At 61.9% G+C, this 19182-nt stretch carries 14 protein-coding genes and 1 pseudogene; 9 read left to right on the top strand and 6 right to left on the bottom strand.

The features are described 5' to 3' along the window. Positions 1 to 4: 4 nt before the first annotated feature. The 4 genes from CCOS191_RS22105 (at position 5) to lpxC (ending at position 4433) form a co-directional block, all read left to right on the top strand. Positions 5 to 874, top strand: coding sequence for a cell division protein FtsQ/DivIB (locus CCOS191_RS22105; RefSeq protein WP_046857005.1), 870 nt, complete (start codon positions 5 to 7; stop codon positions 872 to 874). A 14-nt stretch (positions 875 to 888) separates the two neighbouring features. Next, entirely contained in the window at positions 889 to 2157 is a 1269-nt protein-coding gene (gene ftsA, locus CCOS191_RS22100; RefSeq protein WP_028689735.1) for a cell division protein FtsA, read from the top strand. A gap of 55 nt (positions 2158 to 2212) precedes the next feature. Continuing rightward, the gene (gene ftsZ, locus CCOS191_RS22095) at positions 2213 to 3409 is read left to right on the top strand and encodes a cell division protein FtsZ (RefSeq protein ID WP_016395521.1); all 1197 of its coding nucleotides are present in this window, start codon (positions 2213 to 2215) and stop codon (positions 3407 to 3409) included. A gap of 112 nt (positions 3410 to 3521) precedes the next feature. After that, complete coding sequence (gene lpxC / locus CCOS191_RS22090; RefSeq protein ID WP_046857004.1) at positions 3522 to 4433, top strand: UDP-3-O-acyl-N-acetylglucosamine deacetylase; 912 nt, start codon at positions 3522 to 3524, stop codon at positions 4431 to 4433. 88 nt (positions 4434 to 4521) lie between these two features. Here the strand turns inward: lpxC and CCOS191_RS22085 are convergent, their stop codons facing one another. Beyond that, positions 4522 to 4977, bottom strand: coding sequence for a DUF721 domain-containing protein (locus tag CCOS191_RS22085; protein ID WP_046857003.1), 456 nt, complete (start codon positions 4975 to 4977; stop codon positions 4522 to 4524). 333 nt (positions 4978 to 5310) lie between these two features. Between CCOS191_RS22085 and secA the strand changes: the two genes are divergently transcribed. From secA to CCOS191_RS22065, 4 genes are all read left to right on the top strand, one after another. Continuing rightward, positions 5311 to 8046, top strand: coding sequence for a preprotein translocase subunit SecA (secA, locus tag CCOS191_RS22080; RefSeq protein ID WP_046857002.1), 2736 nt, complete (start codon positions 5311 to 5313; stop codon positions 8044 to 8046). A gap of 88 nt (positions 8047 to 8134) precedes the next feature. Further along, complete coding sequence (gene argJ / locus CCOS191_RS22075) at positions 8135 to 9352, top strand: bifunctional glutamate N-acetyltransferase/amino-acid acetyltransferase ArgJ (protein WP_046857001.1); 1218 nt, start codon at positions 8135 to 8137, stop codon at positions 9350 to 9352. Between the two features lie 78 nt (positions 9353 to 9430). Continuing rightward, positions 9431 to 10063, top strand: a complete 633-nt coding sequence (locus CCOS191_RS22070) for a glutathione S-transferase family protein (protein WP_046857000.1) — start codon at positions 9431 to 9433, stop codon at positions 10061 to 10063. Next, on the top strand, positions 10060 to 11004 hold the full coding sequence (locus CCOS191_RS22065) for a Nudix family hydrolase (RefSeq protein WP_046856999.1): 945 nt from the start codon (positions 10060 to 10062) through the stop codon (positions 11002 to 11004). The genes CCOS191_RS22070 and CCOS191_RS22065 overlap by 4 nt, the downstream gene beginning before the upstream one ends. Positions 11005 to 11064: 60 nt before the next feature. On the opposite strand, the gene CCOS191_RS27685 is transcribed toward CCOS191_RS22065, so the two are convergent. From CCOS191_RS27685 to CCOS191_RS22045, 5 genes and pseudogenes are all read right to left on the bottom strand, one after another. Further along, positions 11065 to 11910 (bottom strand): hypothetical protein, encoded by an 846-nt coding sequence (locus CCOS191_RS27685; RefSeq protein ID WP_082120479.1) that lies wholly within the window; start codon positions 11908 to 11910, stop codon positions 11065 to 11067. Further along, positions 11907 to 14906, bottom strand: coding sequence for a T6SS effector BTH_I2691 family protein (locus CCOS191_RS22060; protein ID WP_046856998.1), 3000 nt, complete (start codon positions 14904 to 14906; stop codon positions 11907 to 11909). The genes CCOS191_RS27685 and CCOS191_RS22060 overlap by 4 nt, the downstream gene beginning before the upstream one ends. A gap of 124 nt (positions 14907 to 15030) precedes the next feature. Beyond that, positions 15031 to 15604, bottom strand: a pseudogene (locus CCOS191_RS22055) (cob(I)yrinic acid a,c-diamide adenosyltransferase). A gap of 1 nt (position 15605) precedes the next feature. Next, positions 15606 to 17633 carry a sensor histidine kinase gene (locus CCOS191_RS22050; protein ID WP_046856996.1) on the bottom strand — a complete coding sequence of 676 codons (2028 nt, stop codon included), beginning with the start codon at positions 17631 to 17633 and terminating at the stop codon, positions 15606 to 15608. Between the two features lie 37 nt (positions 17634 to 17670). Next, positions 17671 to 18588, bottom strand: a complete 918-nt coding sequence (locus CCOS191_RS22045) for a putative 2-dehydropantoate 2-reductase (protein ID WP_046856995.1) — start codon at positions 18586 to 18588, stop codon at positions 17671 to 17673. A 100-nt stretch (positions 18589 to 18688) separates the two neighbouring features. Between CCOS191_RS22045 and CCOS191_RS22040 the strand changes: the two genes are divergently transcribed. Then, the gene (locus CCOS191_RS22040; RefSeq protein ID WP_011535522.1) at positions 18689 to 19174 is read left to right on the top strand and encodes a YajQ family cyclic di-GMP-binding protein; all 486 of its coding nucleotides are present in this window, start codon (positions 18689 to 18691) and stop codon (positions 19172 to 19174) included. Positions 19175 to 19182 lie beyond the last annotated feature (8 nt).

The following is a 19182-nucleotide window of genomic DNA, read 5'->3' as shown; positions in this document are numbered from 1 at the left end:
AGCCATGCAAGGCGCGATGATACGTCAGCAGCCACCCGTTACCGGCCGTAGCAAGCCGGTGCCGCGTGGTGCCAGCCGACTGGTGGCCGACGAGCCCGTATCGGCGCGCCTGCCGCGGCCAAGCTTCGGCGGCCTCAAGCACCTGCTGTGGCCGATATTGCTGGTGGCCGCCGGTTTTGGTGCCTATGAGGGTGCCATTCGCCTGATGCCCTACGCCGACCGGCCGATCACCAAGATCGCCGTGCAGGGCGACCTCAGCTACATCAGCCAGCAGGCGGTGCAGCAGCGGATCGCGCCCTACGTGGCGGCGAGCTTCTTCACCGTCGACCTCGCGGCGATGCGCGTCGAGCTCGAGCAGATGCCCTGGATCGCCCACGCCGAAGTGCGCCGGGTGTGGCCGGACGAGGTGGTGATCCGCCTGGAAGAACAGTTGCCGGTGGCGCGCTGGGGCGACGAGGCCTTGCTCAACAACCAGGGCCAGGCCTTCACCCCGCGCGAGCTGGCCAACTACGAGCACCTGCCGCAGCTGTTCGGGCCGCAGCGCGCTCAGCAACAAGTCATGCAGCAGTATCAGGTATTGAGCCAGATGCTGCGCCCCATGGGCTTTTCCATCGCTCGCCTGGAGCTGCGCGAGCGAGGCAGCTGGTTCCTGACCACTGGCGCGGGTAGCGCCGGCCCAGGCATCGAGCTGCTGCTGGGGCGCGACCATTTGGTGGAGAAGATGCGCCGTTTCATTGCCATTTACGACAAATCGCTTAAAGACCAGATCACCAATATCGCCCGCATCGATCTGCGTTATTCCAACGGACTTGCCGTTGGTTGGCGGGAACCGAATGCACCGACGACGGCCCAACCCGCCGTTGCGAAGAATTAGAGAGAGGCAGGACCATGGCAAACGCGCATAGCGGCAAAATGATCGTCGGGCTGGACATCGGCACCTCCAAGGTGGTGGCGCTGGTGGGGGAAGTCGGCGAGGACGGCACCCTGGAGATCGTCGGGATCGGCACCCACCCGTCACGCGGCCTGAAGAAGGGCGTGGTGGTGAATATCGAATCGACCGTGCAGTCGATCCAGCGCGCCGTCGAAGAGGCCCAGCTGATGGCCGGCTGCCGCATCCATTCGGCGTTCGTCGGTGTTGCTGGCAACCATATCCGCAGCCTGAACTCCCACGGCATCGTCGCCATCCGCGACCGCGAAGTCAGCACCGCTGACCTCGAGCGCGTGCTCGATGCCGCCCAGGCCGTGGCCATCCCGGCTGACCAGCGGGTGCTGCACACCCTGCCGCAGGACTACGTGATCGACAACCAGGAAGGCGTGCGCGAGCCCCTGGGCATGTCGGGCGTGCGCTTGGAAGCCAAGGTCCACGTGGTTACCTGCGCGGTGAACGCGGCGCAGAACATCGAAAAATGCGTGCGTCGCTGCGGTCTGGAAATCGACGACATCATCCTTGAGCAACTGGCCTCGGCCTACTCGGTGCTGACCGACGACGAGAAAGAGCTGGGCGTGTGCCTGGTGGACATCGGTGGCGGCACCACCGACATCGCCATCTTCACCGAAGGCGCGATCCGCCACACTGCGGTGATCCCGATCGCCGGCGACCAGGTCACCAACGACATCGCCATGGCCCTGCGTACGCCTACGCAGTACGCCGAGGAAATCAAGATCCGCTACGCCTGCGCCCTGGCCAAGCTGGCCGGTGCCGGCGAGACCATCAAGGTGCCGAGCGTGGGTGATCGCCCGCCGCGCGAGCTGTCGCGCCAGGCCCTGGCCGAAGTGGTGGAGCCGCGTTACGACGAGCTGTTCACCCTGATCCAGGCCGAACTGCGTCGCAGCGGCTTCGAGGACCTGGTGCCGGCTGGCATCGTCCTCACCGGCGGCACCGCGAAGATGGAAGGCGCCGTGGAACTGGCCGAGGAAATCTTCCACATGCCGGTACGCCTGGGCGTGCCGCACAGCGTTCGGGGCCTCAGCGACGTGGTGCGCAACCCGATCTATTCCACCGGCGTGGGCCTGCTCACCTACGGCCTGCAGAAGCAGTCCGAGGACCCGTCCCTGACCGGTATCAGCAACAGCAACAGCAGCAACAACAGCTATGGCGATGAACCCAAGGGTCCAGTGCTTGAGCGACTCAAGCGTTGGGTCCAGAGCAACTTCTGAGTTTCAAAGCAGTAGTGGTAGGCGCGACAACTAGAGAACTGTAAGGAGAGGGAAAATGTTCGAGCTCGTAGACAACGTCCCGCAAAGTCCGGTCATCAAGGTGATCGGCGTCGGCGGTGGCGGCGGCAACGCCGTCAACCACATGGTCAAGAGCAGCATCGAGGGCGTGGAATTCATCTGCGCCAACACCGATGCTCAGGCGCTGAAAAACATCGGCGCGCGCACCATCCTGCAATTGGGCACCGGTGTGACCAAGGGCCTGGGTGCTGGCGCCAATCCGGAAGTCGGCCGCCAGGCCGCGCTGGAAGACCGTGAGCGCATCGCCGAAGTGCTGCAGGGCACCAACATGGTGTTCATCACCACCGGCATGGGTGGCGGTACCGGTACCGGCGCGGCGCCGATCATCGCCGAAGTGGCCAAGGAAATGGGCATCCTCACCGTCGCGGTGGTGACCCGTCCGTTCCCGTTCGAAGGCCGCAAGCGCATGCAGATCGCCGACGAAGGCATCCGCATGCTGGCTGAAAGCGTCGACTCGCTGATCACCATCCCCAACGAGAAGCTGCTGACCATCCTGGGCAAGGATGCAAGCCTCTTGTCCGCCTTCGCCAAGGCTGACGACGTGCTGGCCGGCGCCGTGCGCGGCATCTCGGACATCATCAAGCGTCCGGGCATGATCAACGTCGACTTCGCCGACGTACGCACCGTGATGGGCGAGATGGGCATGGCGATGATGGGTACCGGCTGCGCCAGCGGCCCGAACCGTGCTCGCGAAGCCACCGAGGCGGCGATCCGCAACCCGTTGCTCGAAGACGTCAACCTGCAGGGCGCCCGCGGCATCCTGGTGAACATCACCGCAGGGCCTGACCTGTCGCTGGGCGAGTACTCCGACGTGGGTAGCATCATCGAGGCCTTCGCCTCCGACCACGCGATGGTCAAGGTCGGCACCGTGATCGACCCGGACATGCGCGACGAGCTGCACGTGACCGTCGTGGCCACTGGCCTGGGCGCGCGCATCGAGAAACCGGTCAAGGTGGTCGACAACACCCTGCAGACCGCCCAGCAGGCGTACGAGGCTTCCAACCCGGCCCCGGTTCGCCAGGAGCAGTCGGCCGTCAACTACCGTGACCTGGAGCGTCCGACCGTGATGCGCAACCAGGCCCATGCAGGTGCCGCGGCAGCCGCTAAACTCAACCCTCAGGATGATCTGGACTACCTGGATATCCCGGCGTTCCTGCGTCGTCAGGCCGATTAATGGAATTTATCAGGGGTATAAGGGTGATTGGTGTTCAGCAAAGGCCGGGTCTGTTATCATCCCCAGCCTTTGTTGATACCTGTTCGCAATTTGCGCTGAAGCGGCCAATGCCATGATTAGACAACGCACCCTGAAGAATACCATCCGTGCCACAGGCGTCGGCCTGCACTCCGGGGAGAAGGTCTACCTGACCCTCAAGCCTGCGCCTGTCGACAGCGGCATCGTCTTCCGTCGCGCCGACCTCGACCCTGTGGTCGAAATCCCGGCGCGCGCGGCCAACGTCGGCGAGACCACCATGTCCACCACGCTGGTCAACGGTGACGTCAAAGTCGATACGGTCGAGCACCTGCTCTCCGCCATGGCGGGCCTGGGCATCGATAACGCCTACGTCGAGCTCTCCGCCTCGGAAGTGCCGATCATGGATGGCAGCGCCGGACCCTTCGTATTCCTGATCCAATCGGCCGGCCTGGAAGAACAGGACGCACCGAAGAAGTTCATCCGCATCCTGCGTGAAGTGACAGTGGAAGAGGGCGACAAGCGCGCCACTTTCCTGCCCTTCGACGGGTTCAAGGTGAGCTTCGAGATCGACTTCGATCACCCGGTCCTCAAGGGCCAGACCCAAAGCGCGGTCGTCGACTTCTCGAGCACCTCGTTCGTGAAGGAAGTCAGCCGTGCCCGTACCTTCGGTTTCATGCGTGACATCGAGTACCTGCGCAAGCACAACCTTGCGCTGGGTGGCAGTGTCGAGAACGCCATCGTCGTCGACGAAACCGGTGTGCTCAACGAAGACGGCCTTCGTTCCGATGACGAATTCGTCAAGCACAAGATCCTCGACGCCATCGGCGATCTGTACCTGCTGGGCAACAGCCTGATCGGCGAGTTCAAGGGCTACAAGTCCGGACACGCGCTGAACAACCAGCTGCTGCGCAAGCTGATCGCAGAAACCGACGCTTGGGAAGTGGTCACCTTCGAAGATGCCAGCACGGCACCGATCTCGTACATGCGCCCTGTTGCGGCTGTGTAAGTTCGAACACTCTCTCTAGTGATTAAGGCCACCTTCGGGTGGCCTTTTTTATGGCCAGAAGATGGCGCGTGGGAGCGGCGATCGTCTATCAGGCTTTGCCCTGCGCATGCGCGGCCAGGCGTTCCAGCGCGGCGCGCAGCTTCGGATCACTGATGCCCTGGGCCGAACCACGAATGCTCTCGGCAGCGTTCTCCGACAGCTCAGGTCCTTGCCCTTCGCGTTTGGCTGCCACCAGCGGCGGTTGCACCTTGAACAGTATGCGCGTCAGGTTGGCGAAGGCTTCCATGCCCAGGAGCTGACGCTGCAGGCGTTTCTGCTGGTAGCGCAGGCGGGTCGCCCAATGGCCGTCGGTAACTACCAGCAACAATGTCCCTTCCTTCCAGGAAGCCACGTGGCAATGCTCGCGGGCGGCTGGCTGCAGCTGGCTTTCCAGCAGGCGCTGCAGGTGCTCCAGGCGTTCGGCCTGGTTCAGCAGCAGGCGCAGCGGGCGCGCCTTGCGCAGCAGGGCCGAGGGCAGGTGGGCGGAGGAGGGTTTGTAGGCCATGGAGGTTCGCGGCGGGTTGCTAGACCGGCAGTTTAACAGGCGCCGCCTGATCGCGGGGCAAGCCCGCTCCAACGCAATGTGCGAAACAGCCATGCGGGCTGGGATCTTGATGCAAGTCATTCGCGATACGTTTCATCTGCGCGCACCTTGAACTTGCGCAAAAAGCCCCTATGTTAGTCAGGCCCCCTAAAAGCGCTGTGCCAGCATCGTGGAAATCCACCACTTTCCTCACCATCGTTTCCGGGTAGAATGCTCGTTCGCATGCGGCCTCTGGGCTGCACGGGCGACTCATGGGGCCGCCCTCCATCCCTACGTGTGGAAGATCCTGCCGATATGTTTGCGCCTTTGTTAAAAAAACTTTTTGGAAGCAAGAACGAGCGTGAAATCAAACGCATGCTCAAGACGGTGAGCACCGTCAATGCCTTCGAAGAGAAGATGGTGGCCCTCTCCGACGAGCAGCTGCGGGGCAAGACCGCAGAGTTCAAGGAACGCCTGGCCAAAGGCGAAACGCTTGATCAACTGTTGCCCGAAGCCTTTGCCGTGGCCCGTGAGGCTGGCAAGCGCGTGATGGGCATGCGTCACTTCGATGTCCAGCTGATCGGCGGCATGACCTTGCACGAAGGCATGATCGCAGAAATGCGTACCGGTGAAGGCAAGACCTTGGTCGGTACCCTGGCCGTCTACCTCAATGCGCTGTCCGGCAAGGGCGTGCACGTGGTCACGGTCAACGACTACCTGGCCCGCCGCGACGCCAACTGGATGCGCCCGCTGTACGAGTTCCTCGGCCTGACCGTGGGCATCGTCTCGGCCTTCCAGCCGCCGGAAGAGAAACGCGCCGCCTACGCCGCGGACATCACCTACGGCACCAACAACGAATTCGGTTTCGACTACCTGCGCGACAACATGGCGTTCAGCCAGGACGAGAAGTTCCAGCGTGAACTGAACTTCGCGGTGATCGACGAAGTCGACTCGATCCTCATCGACGAAGCGCGTACCCCGCTGATCATCTCCGGCCAGGCCGAGGACAGCTCCAAGCTGTACATCGAGATCAACCGCCTGATCCCGCGCCTGACCCAGCACATCGAGGAAGTCGAAGGCCAGGTGACCCAAGAGGGTCACTACAGCATCGACGAGAAGAGCCGCCAGGTCGAACTGAACGAGGCCGGCCACCAGTTCATCGAGGACATGCTCACCCAATCCGGCCTGCTGGCCGAGGGCGAGAGCCTGTACTCCGCGCACAACCTGGGCCTGCTGACCCACGTCTACGCCGGCCTGCGCGCGCACAAGCTGTTCCATCGCAACGTCGAGTACATCGTCCAGGACGGCCAGATCCTCCTGATCGACGAGCACACCGGCCGCACCATGCCGGGCCGCCGCCTGTCCGAGGGCCTGCACCAGGCCATCGAGGCCAAGGAAAACCTGAACATCCAGGCCGAGAGCCAGACCCTGGCCTCGACCACCTTCCAGAACTACTTCCGTCTGTACACCAAGCTGTCCGGCATGACCGGTACCGCCGACACCGAGGCGTTCGAGTTCGCGCAGATCTACGCGCTCAACGTGATGGTCATCCCGCCGAACAAGCCGTTGGCGCGCAAGGACTTCAACGACCTGGTGTACCTGACCGCCGACGAGAAGTACGCGGCGATCATCGCCGACATCAAGGAAAGCATGGCCCAGGGCCGTCCTGTCCTGGTCGGCACCGCGACCATCGAAACCTCCGAGCACATGTCCAACCTGCTCAAGAAGGAAGGTATCGACCACAAGGTCCTGAACGCCAAGTACCACGAGAAAGAAGCCGAGATCATCGCGCAAGCGGGTGCGCCGGGTGCCCTGACCATCGCCACCAACATGGCCGGCCGTGGTACCGACATCCTGCTGGGCGGTAACTGGGAGGCCGAAGTCGCCGCCCTGGACAACCCGACCGCCGAGCAGATCGCCCAGATCAAGGCCGACTGGCAGAAGCGTCATCAGCAAGTGCTGGAGGCCGGTGGCCTGCACGTGATCGCCTCCGAGCGCCACGAATCTCGCCGTATCGACAACCAGCTGCGTGGCCGTGCCGGCCGTCAGGGCGATGCCGGTTCGAGCCGCTTCTACCTGTCGCTGGAAGACAGCCTGATGCGCATCTTCGCCTCCGACCGGGTGAAGAACTTCATGAAGGCCCTGGGCATGCAGTCCGGCGAGGCCATCGAGCACCGCATGGTGACCAACGCCATCGAGAAAGCGCAGCGCAAGGTCGAGGGTCGCAACTTCGATATCCGCAAGCAACTGCTCGAATACGACGACGTGGCCAACGAACAGCGCAAGGTGATCTACCACATGCGCAACAGCCTGCTGGCGGCCGAGAACATCGGCGACACCATCGCCGAGTTCCGCCTGGAAGTGCTCGATGCCACCATCAGCCAGCACATCCCGCCGCAGTCGCTGCCCGAGCAGTGGGACGTGGCTGGCCTCGAGGCCTCGCTGTCCAGCGACTTCGCCATGAAGCTGCCGATCCAGCAGTGGCTCGACGAGGACGATCACCTCTACGAGGAGACCCTGCGCGAGAAGCTGCTCAAGGAAATCACCGACGCCTACAACGAGAAGGAAGACCAGGCCGGCATCGACGCCCTGCGTACCTTCGAGAAGCAGATCCTGCTGCGCGTGCTGGACGACCTGTGGAAAGACCACCTGTCGACCATGGACCACCTGCGCCACGGTATCCACCTGCGCGGCTATGCGCAGAAGAACCCCAAGCAGGAGTACAAGCGCGAATCCTTCACCCTGTTCCAGGAGCTGCTCGAGTCGATCAAGCGCGACACCATCCGCGTGCTGTCGCACGTTCAGGTCCGTCGCGAAGACCCGGTCGAGGAAGAAGCCCGTCTGCGCCGCGAGGCCGAGGAACTGGCCAGCCGCATGCAGTTCCAGCACGCCGCCGCACCTGGCCTGGAAGGCGAGCAACTGGCCGAGGAGGGCGCTGAAGTCGCCGTTGCATCGGCCCCTGTGCGCAACGACATGAAGCTCGGCCGCAACGAGCCTTGCTGGTGTGGCTCGGGCAAGAAATTCAAGCATTGCCATGGTCAGATTGAATGATCTGAACCACCTGCAGTAACGTGACACATCCGGGGCCGCTTTGCGGCCCCGCTTTTTGTTCTCAACCGATTTATCTAGGAGCGCTCTAATGGCTGTTGGTCTTGGTCCCCTGCCCACCCTGCACCCGGTTCCCGGTTTCGAACTCGGTATCGCCTCGGCGGGCATCAAGCGCCCAGGGCGCAAGGATGTGGTGGTGATGCGCTGCGCCGAAGGCTCCAGCGTCGCCGGCGTGTTCACCCTCAACGCCTTCTGCGCGGCACCGGTGATTCTCTCCAAGCAGCGCGTGCAGGGTACCGTGCGTTACCTGCTGACCAACACCGGCAACGCCAACGCCGGCACCGGCGCACCAGGCCTGGCCGCCGCCGAGCGCACCTGCGCCAAGCTGGCCGAACTGGCCGGCGTGCCAGCCGAGTCGGTCCTGCCGTTCTCCACCGGCGTGATCGGCGAGCCGCTGCCGGTCGAGAAGATCGAAGGCGCGCTGCAGGCCGCCCTGGATAACCTGTCGGAAAACAACTGGGCCGAAGCCGCCACCGGCATCATGACCACCGACACCCTGCCCAAGGGCGCCAGCCGTCAGTTCCAGTTCGACGGCAAGACCATTACCGTCACCGGTATCAGCAAGGGCGCGGGGATGATCCGCCCGAACATGGCCACCATGCTCGGCTACATCGCCACCGACGCCAAGGTCGCCCCGGCGGTGTTGAAGGACCTGATGCTCGACGGCGCCAACAAGTCGTTCAACCGCATCACCATCGACGGCGACACCTCGACCAACGACTGCTGCATGCTGATCGCCACCGGCAAGGCCGATGTGCCGGAAGTGACCGAGGCCAGCGGCGCGCTGTTCGAAGCACTGAAGCAAGCGGTGTTCGAAGTGTGCATGGAGGTGGCGCAGGCCATCGTCCGTGACGGCGAAGGCGCCACCAAGTTCGTCACCGTGCAGGTCAACGGTGGTGGCAACCACCAGGAGTGCCTGGACGTCGGCTACGCCGTGGCTCACTCGCCGTTGATCAAGACCGCGCTGTTCGCCTCTGATCCGAACTGGGGCCGCATTCTCGCAGCTGTCGGTCGCGCCGGCGTGCCCGAGCTGGATGTCAGCCTGATCGACGTGTATCTGGACAACGTGTGCATCGCCAGCAAAGGCGGGCGCAGCCCGAGCTACACCGAGGCGCAAGGCTCGGCGGTGATGGCCCAGGAAGAGATCACCATCCGCATCGACCTTGGCCGTGGCCAGTGCAGCGAAACCATCTGGACCACCGACCTGTCCCACGAGTACGTGAAGATCAACGCCGAATACCGCACCTGATTCGAGGGCCCTTTCGCGGGCTTGCCCCGCGAAGGGCTGCAAAGCAGCCCCCAAATTTCAGACACATGGAGCCGACCCATGAGCTATCACCTGATCATCGGCGACAAGCTGTATTCTTCCTGGTCGCTACGCGGCGCCCTGGCCCTTGAACTGGCCGGCGTACCCTACGAAGAAACCCTGATCAAACTCCGCCAGCCCGACACCCGCCAACGCATCCTCGCATTCTCCTCCTCCGGCAAGGTGCCGTTGCTCAAGACCGAGCACGGTGTGATCGCCGACTCCCTGGCCATCGCCGAATACCTCAACGAACGCCACCCCGAGGCCCAGCTGTGGCCCGTTGACGTAGCCGCCCGTGCCCAGGCGCGCTCCGCGTGCGCCCAGATGCACAGTGGCTTTTTCGCCCTGCGCGAGGCAATGCCGTTCGACCTGTCGCGCGATGCAGCATTGGAAAACACCCCGCTGGACGTGCAAGTGGACATCGACCGTATCGTCGCGCTGTGGTCCGAATGCCGTCTGGTGGCCAAGGACAGCGGGCCGTTCCTGTTCGGCAAGCCGACCCTGGCCGATGCCTTCTTCGCGCCAGTGGCCGTGCGTCTGCGCAGTTACCGGGTGGAGGTGCCAGCGGAGGCGGCCACTTATATCGAGACCATTTACCAGTGGCCAGCCTTCCAGGCCTGGCAGCAAGCTGGCCTGGCGGAGCGTGTAGGGTGAAACGGATTCATGTAGCAGCAGCGGTCATTCGCGGTAACGATGGCCGTATTCTCATTGCTCGACGTGCCGACAGCCAGCACCAGGGCGGTTTGTGGGAATTCCCTGGCGGTAAGGTGGAGGAGGGCGAAAGCGTCGAAGCGGCGCTGGCCCGAGAGCTTCGCGAGGAACTGGGTATCGACGTGACCCGTTCGCGGGCGCTGATCAAAGTCAGCCATGACTACCCGGACAAACAGGTGTTGCTGGATGTCCGCGAGGTCCAGGCGTTCACTGGCGAACCCCACGGCGCCGAAGGCCAGCCGCTCGCCTGGGTTACGCCACGGGAGTTGGCGCAATACGAGTTCCCCGAGGCCAACAAACCGATCGTGGCTGCGGCGCGCCTGCCGGATCAGTACCTGATTACCCCGGATGGTCTGGAAGTGCCGGAGATGCTCAAAGGCATTCAAAGGGCTGTGGCCAGCGGTATTCGCCTGATTCAGCTGCGTGCCCCGGACATGTACGACCCCAAGTACCGTGACGTCGCGGTGGATGCGGTAGGCCTGTGTGGCGGCAAGGCGCAGTTGATGCTCAAAGGGCCGCTGGAGTGGCTGGGAGACTTCCCGTCCGCTGGTTGGCACCTGACAGCGGCGCAATTGCGCAAATACGCAGCCAAGGGCCGGCCATTTCCGAAAGAGCGGTGGCTGGCGGCCTCCTGTCATAACGCAGAAGAGCTGGCGCTGGCTGAGCAGATGGGCGTGGATTTCGTCACCCTGTCGCCGGTGCAGGCGACTCAGACGCATCCTGAGGCTGCCCCGCTGGGATGGGATGAGGCGCAGCGGTTGATTGCAGGTTTCAGTCATCCGGTGTTCTTACTGGGTGGGGTAGGGCCGGGTGAGCGTGAGCAGGCCTGGGAAGCAGGGGCGCAGGGCGTTGCCGGGATTCGGGCGTTCTGGCCTCAGGCCTGACTAGCTCATTAGCCTGACAGCGGCGCTGGGCTGTCAGGCTTGTGCTGCAAGTGGTGGCTTTCAAACCGGTGGGGGCGGGCTCTTGACGTTGAACATCCAGCAAGCTGCACACCAGCACAGCGCTGAAAACATATTGTAAGGGAATAGCACCAGCCAGAAGGGCAGCATCCAATTTTTCTTGCCCTGCATTTCACCAGGCTCGCCTGTGCGCCAGGGGGCGTAGTGACGCCACGCCTGTTTTGGCGATAGGCAAATTGTGTTCAGAGGGATGCGCCACCAATCCGGTTCCTTGGGAGGAGGTAGTTTATCGGGGCCGTGGTCCATGAATCGGCAGATATACTCCCACAATTCTTGTGCATAGAGTGGATTGTCTTCGCTAGGGTTGTTGCTGGGGAACCATATTGCATCCTTTTGTCTCATCTTTCCGTCTTCTGGACGCTGAGCGATCGCTAATCCGTAGTCTATAGTGAATGAACTGCCGCTGAATTCGGTTTTTACAAAATAGCCGCCAACGCATTTCCTCCAGTCAATTGTCAGATTTTTTTTGTTCCGTTTGTAAAAAATTGTTTTGGAGCTCCGGTCGAAGTAAAGATGTGAGAGCCTTTTAATTAAAAATATACGGTACCAAAGGAACGGGGTGGCAAAGAAGGGGGCGATGATAACCAGGGCGGCAAGGGTGACATTGAGGTCGTCGGCGTACCATATGTGTGAATCACTCCATACGTAAGCTTCAAAAATAATTAAAAGTAGAGTGGTTGCGGTGTACATTTTGCCCATGAAAATTGAATCAGATATCCATGGGTTTCTAAGGCATAGATATTTTTTGTTGATTTCTACTAATTGGTCGCGAATTGCAGGGGCGATCGAGGATTGGCTGGATTTCTTAAATGTCCATGTGATTCTCATTCGTTTGGACTCACCGATAATGTAATAGTAGATTTGCCGTCTTCGTCAATTCCTTGTCGGGGGAAGTAATCGATCGACAAGCTAAGCGAGTTCCCCTGTGGGATTTCTGTGCTGAAATTAAGGATTAGCCCTTCGGGAACCAGTAAGGTAGTTGGGGTGGTATTAAGCAGAAAAGACTTTTTGGCAATAGTATCTTCACGGCTAAAACTCGCCGTCCACGTGCTTATGCCCAGCAAGAAGCCGCGAAGAAGTACTGTGATTTGTCCTCGATTATATGAGTGTTCGATACCAGTTTGGACAATCGTACCCCAATCAGGGTGCGACCAGTAGGTGGTGTTGTTAATGGAGCTATCGAAGTTCCCTATCCCTACCCCTAGCGTTTGCGCCTGTTCTTTGGAAGTTTTAATTGGTGTATAGAAGGTTAAATACCAATTTTTCACTTCATCTACGAGCGTTAAGAATGGGGGCAGCTTCATTGAAGCGTCAAGCTTGAGATGGGGGCGATTTTCACCGTCGTTTTGAAGTGTTCCAAATTTCGATCGAGCAGCCCAAAGTTCCATTGGGCCGTGTAAGTGCTCAGATGCCTTTTTCTGTAAGAATAGGCCAATTGTAAGGACGGCTGCCCCAGCTGCAATTGTGGAAATTGCCACCAGTCCCGCTAAAGACATCAAGGCTGCTGCGCTTGCTATAGCTAAGGTGCCTTCCAGGATCACAGCGGAACCAATGGAGATAACTATGCCTGAGATTGCGGTGTCTTCCGCAGCAGATTCGTTGCCATAATCGGCCTGTCGCTTGGCTTTTAATATGTCTGAAGCAAGGCCTAATAATATGGCTGGATACCCAACTGCTCGCGCAAAGGAATTGCTGGATAGAAAATTCATAAGCCCGTTGCCGAACGCCATTCCAGGCGCCACGCTGCTGAGCTTGACTGTAACTGACTTCTGCGCAGCCCGGGTCGTTACCAGTGTCGCTGCCAGCGAGCCAATTACCCCAAAGAGTGCAGACGCAAACCCCGTTGTGTATTCCGCTGCCGAACTCTTCAGCACATTCGCGTAAGCGACTTTCAAATTGACTATGTTCAGCCAGAGCATCCCAGCGTTCGCTCCAGCGCCTGCAACCGAACGCACTATCGACGCAATCTTGGGTTTCACCGTCTGCGTCGTGGTCATTTCCAGCGTCACCGTGCGGCTGCCACTGATGCGCAACTTCTTCGACTCTTCTATCTGCGCCATGCCTGTGTCGATAAATTCCTTCACTGCTTGGCTAAGCTCGCTTTCCCGTACGGCTTGGCCGGTAATTTTGTAGCGCGTGCTCAGCAGGCCTAGCGCCTTTTCAGCATTGGCCTCCTGCGCGGCAGCCAGTATCCGCTGCTGAAAGGAATGACTCGCATCCCAGCGGGTCTTGCCGTTCAAGCGCTTGAGCACCACCGTATGCACCGCCTGGGCCGTGAGGTCGGTTATGTCAGCGATTGCCGGGAAGCGTCCCGCCAACACTTCGATGGTGCTGTCCGAAGCCCCGATCAGCGTACCGGCAGCATCGGCCCTGTCTTTGAACGGGTTGAACGGAGCGAGCGCCAGGTACAAAGGGCTGTCATGTTGATCGAGCCATTTCTCCAGCCGCTCAAACCGCAGATCCTGGTCTTCGGCGCCGGGAACAGCTTGGCTCATGCTGCCGAGCATCAACGCCAGGCTCATCTCCAGCCCAAGGGCGCTGGAGTAGTTGTCGCGATCGTAACTGGCAATAACGGCGGCCAGTGATCGCGGGTCGTCAGCATGTTGGCCTTCGGCGGACGCCAGCCAGGCGTCATGGTCCACGCTGGCCAGCAATGCCTGCATCTGCAAATCGGCCAGTACTTGTTGCTGCGCTTCGCGCTCGGCGATGAAGGCGTGGAAAAGGACGCTGTCGATGCGTTGCCCCAGCCGGGCACCTTGTGGTGAGTGCTGCTCGTCAGTCAGGGCTTCGTAGCGTGCCAAGCCGATCGATTGATGACTATTTGCCGCGCGTACTCTTGCCTCGTACTCCACATCCGGCGCGTTGGCTGGGTAGAGCGTATGCAGGGTTTTTTCCAGCAGTGCGGCCACGATGCTCTTGTGGTGGTAGTCCTTGCTTTGCTTGCAGATGCGCTCCACATCGTATCGGTAACAAACGGGCACCTTCTCCTGGCTCTCCGGCGGGCCGCCGAACGCATGGCGACTTGGGTCGGGTGCTGCGGGGTCGCGGATGGCGTGCTGATAGGCATTAGCCGATAGCCCCAGGTCCATCGAGATGCCTTCAGCGTCATATAGTGCGACGACGGCAGGGATGCGCGGTTGTGTGGCGGGGTAATGACGTGCCATGCCAGCTAGAGTGCCGCAGGGCATTATTTCCGGGCATGGGTGGCTGCTCCAGTCCAGGCTCATGCGCAGCGCATCGGGCTTGAAGTCCTCGACCCAGGTTCGCAGGGCGCTGACAGGCAGCACATGGGCCTGACTGGAGTTTGTTGGCTCGCCGGCAATAAGCTCAGGGATGTCCAGCGCCTGCATATGGCGCCGGCGTACCGCCGCAGAAGCCATGATCCGGGCAGTCATCGCGTTGCTCCACAAATGGGAGCTGTAGCCGATCCACACTTCTCCGGCGGTATCCTGATAGGTATCTGCCCAGACCCAACCTGAGGATGCGCCGCTGATGTACCTGTCTCGTCGGTGATAGTGCTCCAGGCCGTTGTAACGCAGCTCTTTATAGCGCCCCGCGCCGTTATGTTCGTGGATGACCAACTTCTCGCCGCAAGGGCCTGCCATGAAGACATAGACATACCCGGCGCGCAGGGCGCGGAGGGTGTAGGCGCTTTGATGCAGTGCGGGGAAGCCTTGCTCCAGGGCGAAGCCGGCGTCGGCATAGCGAAAGTAAGGCGCATCGACTGCCTTGGGCACTACGGCGTAGCGAATCGGCAGAATGGGAATTCGGGCGCTGCAGGCAGGGCGAGAGACGGCACGGGAAACCGTGTGGCTATTCGGCATGGGGGCTCCTTGTCCCGTTACCACCTGGGTTAAGGGTGGTAACTCTGGTATGAGACAAAGAGCTTACTGATGGTGTTGCGAAGAATTTACCGTGAAACTCCTTAAAGAATCGTAGGAAAATTCTCTATTTGCTTTGATCGTCAGGTTTCGCGCGGCTGCCAAAGCACTTCAGCAACAGCTTGCCGTCGCCCGATGATCCGCGCCGCCACGAACAGCAGATCCGAAAGCCGGTTGATGTAAGCCAATCCAACCCCCTCCAGCGGTTCCACAGCATTCAACTGCTGACACCGCCGCTCAGCCGCGCGTGCCGCGCTGCGACATACATGGGCCTGGGCCACCAGCATCGAGCCCCCGGGGAGGATGAAGTTCTTCAGGGGCCCCAACTCGTCGTTCCAGCGGTCTATCGCAGCCTCCAGGCGCTCCACTTCAACGCTGTTCAGCGCCTGGTAAGTGGGCATCGCCAACTCACCCCCCAGGTCGAACAGCCGATGCTGACAAGGCGCCAGCACCTCGATCAGCTCGCCCAACCCGGCCTCGGCCAGACCTGCCAGCAACACGCCGAGCTGGCTGTTGAGGCTGTCGACCTCGCCGATCGCCTCGACGCGCGGGTGGTCCTTGGGCACCCGGCGCCCATCGCCCAGGCCGGTTTCACCTTTGTCGCCGGTGCGCGTATAGATCTTCGACAGGCGATAGCCCATGTCATGTCTCCGTGTTCAGGGGGGCCGGTTGGGCCTGGTTCAGGGGCAGGCGCAGGGTGAAGCAGGTGCCCTGGCCCGGGGTGGACTGTACTTCCATCTGCCCCTTGTGGTTGTTGGTGATGATGAAGTACGACACTGACAGGCCCAGGCCGGTGCCCTGGCCGATCTCCTTGGTGGTGAAGAACGGCTCGAAGGTGCGCTTGCGCACCGTCTCGGGCATGCCGACGCCGTTGTCCTCGACCTGGATTTCCGCCCAGGGCGGATTGAGCCGGGTGCGCAAGGTGATACGCCCGGGCTCGCTGGGTTGCGGGCGCTGGTGGATGGCCTGGGCGGCGTTCTTCAGCAGGTTCAGCAGCACCTGCTCCAGTTCGTTGGCGGTGCAGGGCACCGGCCCCAGCTGTGGGTCGAACTGGCGGACGATGGCCTGGCCCTTGAAGTCGAAGCCGATGGCCAGGTCGAAGTCGTTGCCGGCGATCTCCACCGCCTGGTCGATCAACGCCGGCAGGTCGCAAGGGGCGAGCTGACGGTTGCTGCGGCGGCTGAAGCTGAGCATGTGGGTGACGATCTTGGCGGCCCGTGCGCCGGCTTGCTGGATGCCGTCGAGCAACTGTGGCACCTCGCGGCTGTCCAGGTAGCGATTGACGGCCGGCAGGTCGATACCCAGCTCGCTGGCCTGCTCCTGGTTGCGCGGCAGGTCCGGCGACAGGCGGCGGCGGATGTTCTGCACGTTGTGCAGGATCGCGCCCAGCGGGTTGTTGATCTCGTGCGCCATCCCGGCGGCCAGGCCGCCGACCGAGAGCATCTTCTCGGACTGCACCATCATTTCTTCCAGCGACAGGCGCTGGGTGATGTCGTCGATACGGATCACCACCCCGCGTCCGCCACCGCCCATCAGCGGGTAGAAGGTCAGCGCGTAGTGGCGCAGGTCTTCGCCCTTGGGCCAGGTGACGCGCTCGATCTTGGCGACCCGGTGCTTCTCCACGCTTTCCTTGAGCTGCGGCAGGAACGGCTTGAGCGGCTCGAAGGCAAGGAAGATCGGCTGGTTCAGCGCTTCGTCTAGCGGGGTCCCGGAGAGCACCGTGGCCTCATGGTTCCACTGGGTGACGTAGAGCTGTTCGTCGAGGGCGATCAGTGCCGATGGCATCGAGTCGATGATGCTGTTGAGGTAGTTCTGGAAACCGGTGAGCTTTTTCTCGATCTTGCTGCGCACCTGGACTTCCAGTTCCAGCTTGCGGTTGGTATGGCGGGTTTCCTCGGCCAGGCCCTGGGCCTGGTCGTAGGCATCCTGGAACTCGTCACGGGTGCGCTTGAGCTGCTGTTCGCGGGCTTCGATGCGCGACAACATGGTGTTGAACGCTTCGGCCAGGCCGCCGATCTCGTCGTCGTTGCCGCGCTGGGCGCGCAGGGCATAGCTTTCCTCGCGGGTAACCTGGCGGGTCAGCTCTTCGAGGCGATTGATCGGCAGGGTGATCAGGCGCTTGATCTGCCGGGCGATGAGCAGCCACAGCAGCACACTGAACACCAGGATCGCCAGGCTGGCGGAGAGGGTGCCGGTGTAGAACGCCGTGGGCAGTTCACTGCTGGCCACCAGCAGCAGGTGTGCGGGGGGCGCGGCGTTGCGTGGCAGGCGGATCAGCTGGGTGCTGCGGAACTCCATCAGGCGCCAGCCATCGATGTTGCGGTAGCGCTTGGGCAGGCTCAGCGGCTCGCCATGTTGCAGTTGCGCCAGCAGGCGCCCGTCGCCGCCGTAGATGGCCGCGGCGCGCAATGGCGAGTAGCTGTCGAGCTCCTTCAGTAGCGCCGTGGCGGCTTCCGGCGAGTCGCCGGCCCGCGAGGACAGCTGCGGGTTGGACACCAGCTTGCCGATGGTCTGCAGGGCCTGGGGCGCCATGCTCTCCTGGGTGATCCAGTAAGCGGCGCTGATGAAGGCGAGGTTGGCCACCAGCAGGATGGTCACCAGCAGCACCAGCAAGGCCGCCAGCAGTTTCTGCCCGACCGGGAGGTTTTCCAGGCGTTGACGCAAGGTCATGGGTCTGAGGGTGTCCGTTTCCGATGAATGGGCAGGATCAGTCGCTGCGCAGGCCACGGGCCTGCAGGTTATCGACCAGGCGCCGGTGCAGGTGTTCCAGTTGCGGCACTGCCAGGCCGTGCCGGCCGGCGGCACGACAGGCGTGGCCGAGCAGGTAGTGGACCTCGGTGCGCCGGCCATGGCGGACATCCTGGTACATGGAAGAGTAGTTGGCCGCGGTGGCCAGGATCACCCGCTGTACTTCCTCGTGCAGGTCGCTGGCCGCTTCGGGCTGGCCGCAACGGTGCAGCAGGTTGACCAGTTCGTCGCACAGCGGGTCGACTTCGGTCAGGTGACCGAGCAGGCCGCCATTCTGGCAGTCGTGCAGTACCGTCAGCGGGTTGATCGCACAGTTGAGCGCCAGTTTGCGCCACAGGCGAGCAGGGATGTCGAGCGCCCACTGGGCCGGTATGCCGGCGTCGTGCAGGTCGTCGAACCAGGACGGCATGCCCGGGCTGGCCGGATCACCCAGCCAGTTGAAGCCGTGGCCGGCAAAGCGAACCTGCCAGTCGGCTTCGCGGAACGCGCCCTCGGTGCTGGAGGCAAAGATGCAGCGGGCGTGGGGCACCTGCTCGGCAACCTCGTCCTGGCTGCCCAGGCCGTTCTGCAGCAGTATCAGCTCGGCGCCATGGGCCAGCCTGGGGGCCAGGCGCGCCACGGCAGGCGCGGCGTCGTAGGCCTTGCAGGCGACCAGCAGGCGATGGATCGGGCCGGGCGCGTCGAAGCTCTCCGCGGGGATCGCATAGTCGTGCTGGGTATCCTGCTCCATCAGGGTCAGCCCGCCCTTGCGTTCATAGGCGGCCAGGCGCTGCTGGTCGCGCAGGATCAGGCGGACTGCCTTGCCGGCGCGGGCCAGGCGGCAGGCCCAGAGGCTGCCGAGGCTGCCGGCGCCGAGAATATGCCAGGTGCTGCTCATCTGCGTTTCGCAACCCGTTATAATGAGTCCGCATTTTAACCATCAAACCCGACGCGCTCCATCTTCAGGCCGAGCGCGCTTTTTTTTCTGGAGATCAACCATGCCTTCGTTCGACGTGGTATCGGAACTGGACAAGCACGAAGTGCAGAACGCTGTCGACAACGCCATCAAGGACCTCGACCGTCGCTACGACTTGAAGGGCAAGGGCACCTTCGAGTTCAAGGACAAGGAGCAGACCGTGCTGCTGACCGCCGAGGAGGAGTTCCAGCTCGAGGCCATGCTGGAAATCCTGCGCCTGGCGCTGGTCAAGCGCAAGATCGACGTCAAATGCCTGGAAACCAAGGATCCCTACGCTTCGGGCAAGGAGAAGAAGCAGGAAGCCAAGTTCCGCGAAGGCATCGACAAGGACCTGGCCAAGAAAATCGTCGCCACCATCAAGGACGGCAAGCTCAAGGTCCAGGCGGCCATCCAGGGCGAGCAGGTCCGCGTCACCGGCAAGAAGCGCGATGACCTGCAGGAGGCCATTGCCTTGCTGCGCACCAAGGAATTCGACATGCCGCTGCAGTTCAACAACTTCCGCGACTGATCGCTCGG

Origin of the sequence: Pseudomonas sp. CCOS 191, assembly GCF_001007005.1 — a bacterium.
In the GTDB taxonomy this organism is placed as follows: domain Bacteria; phylum Pseudomonadota; class Gammaproteobacteria; order Pseudomonadales; family Pseudomonadaceae; genus Aquipseudomonas; species Aquipseudomonas soli.
Note: the sequence above shows the minus strand (reverse complement) of the source record. Positions and strands in the feature narration are given on the sequence as shown.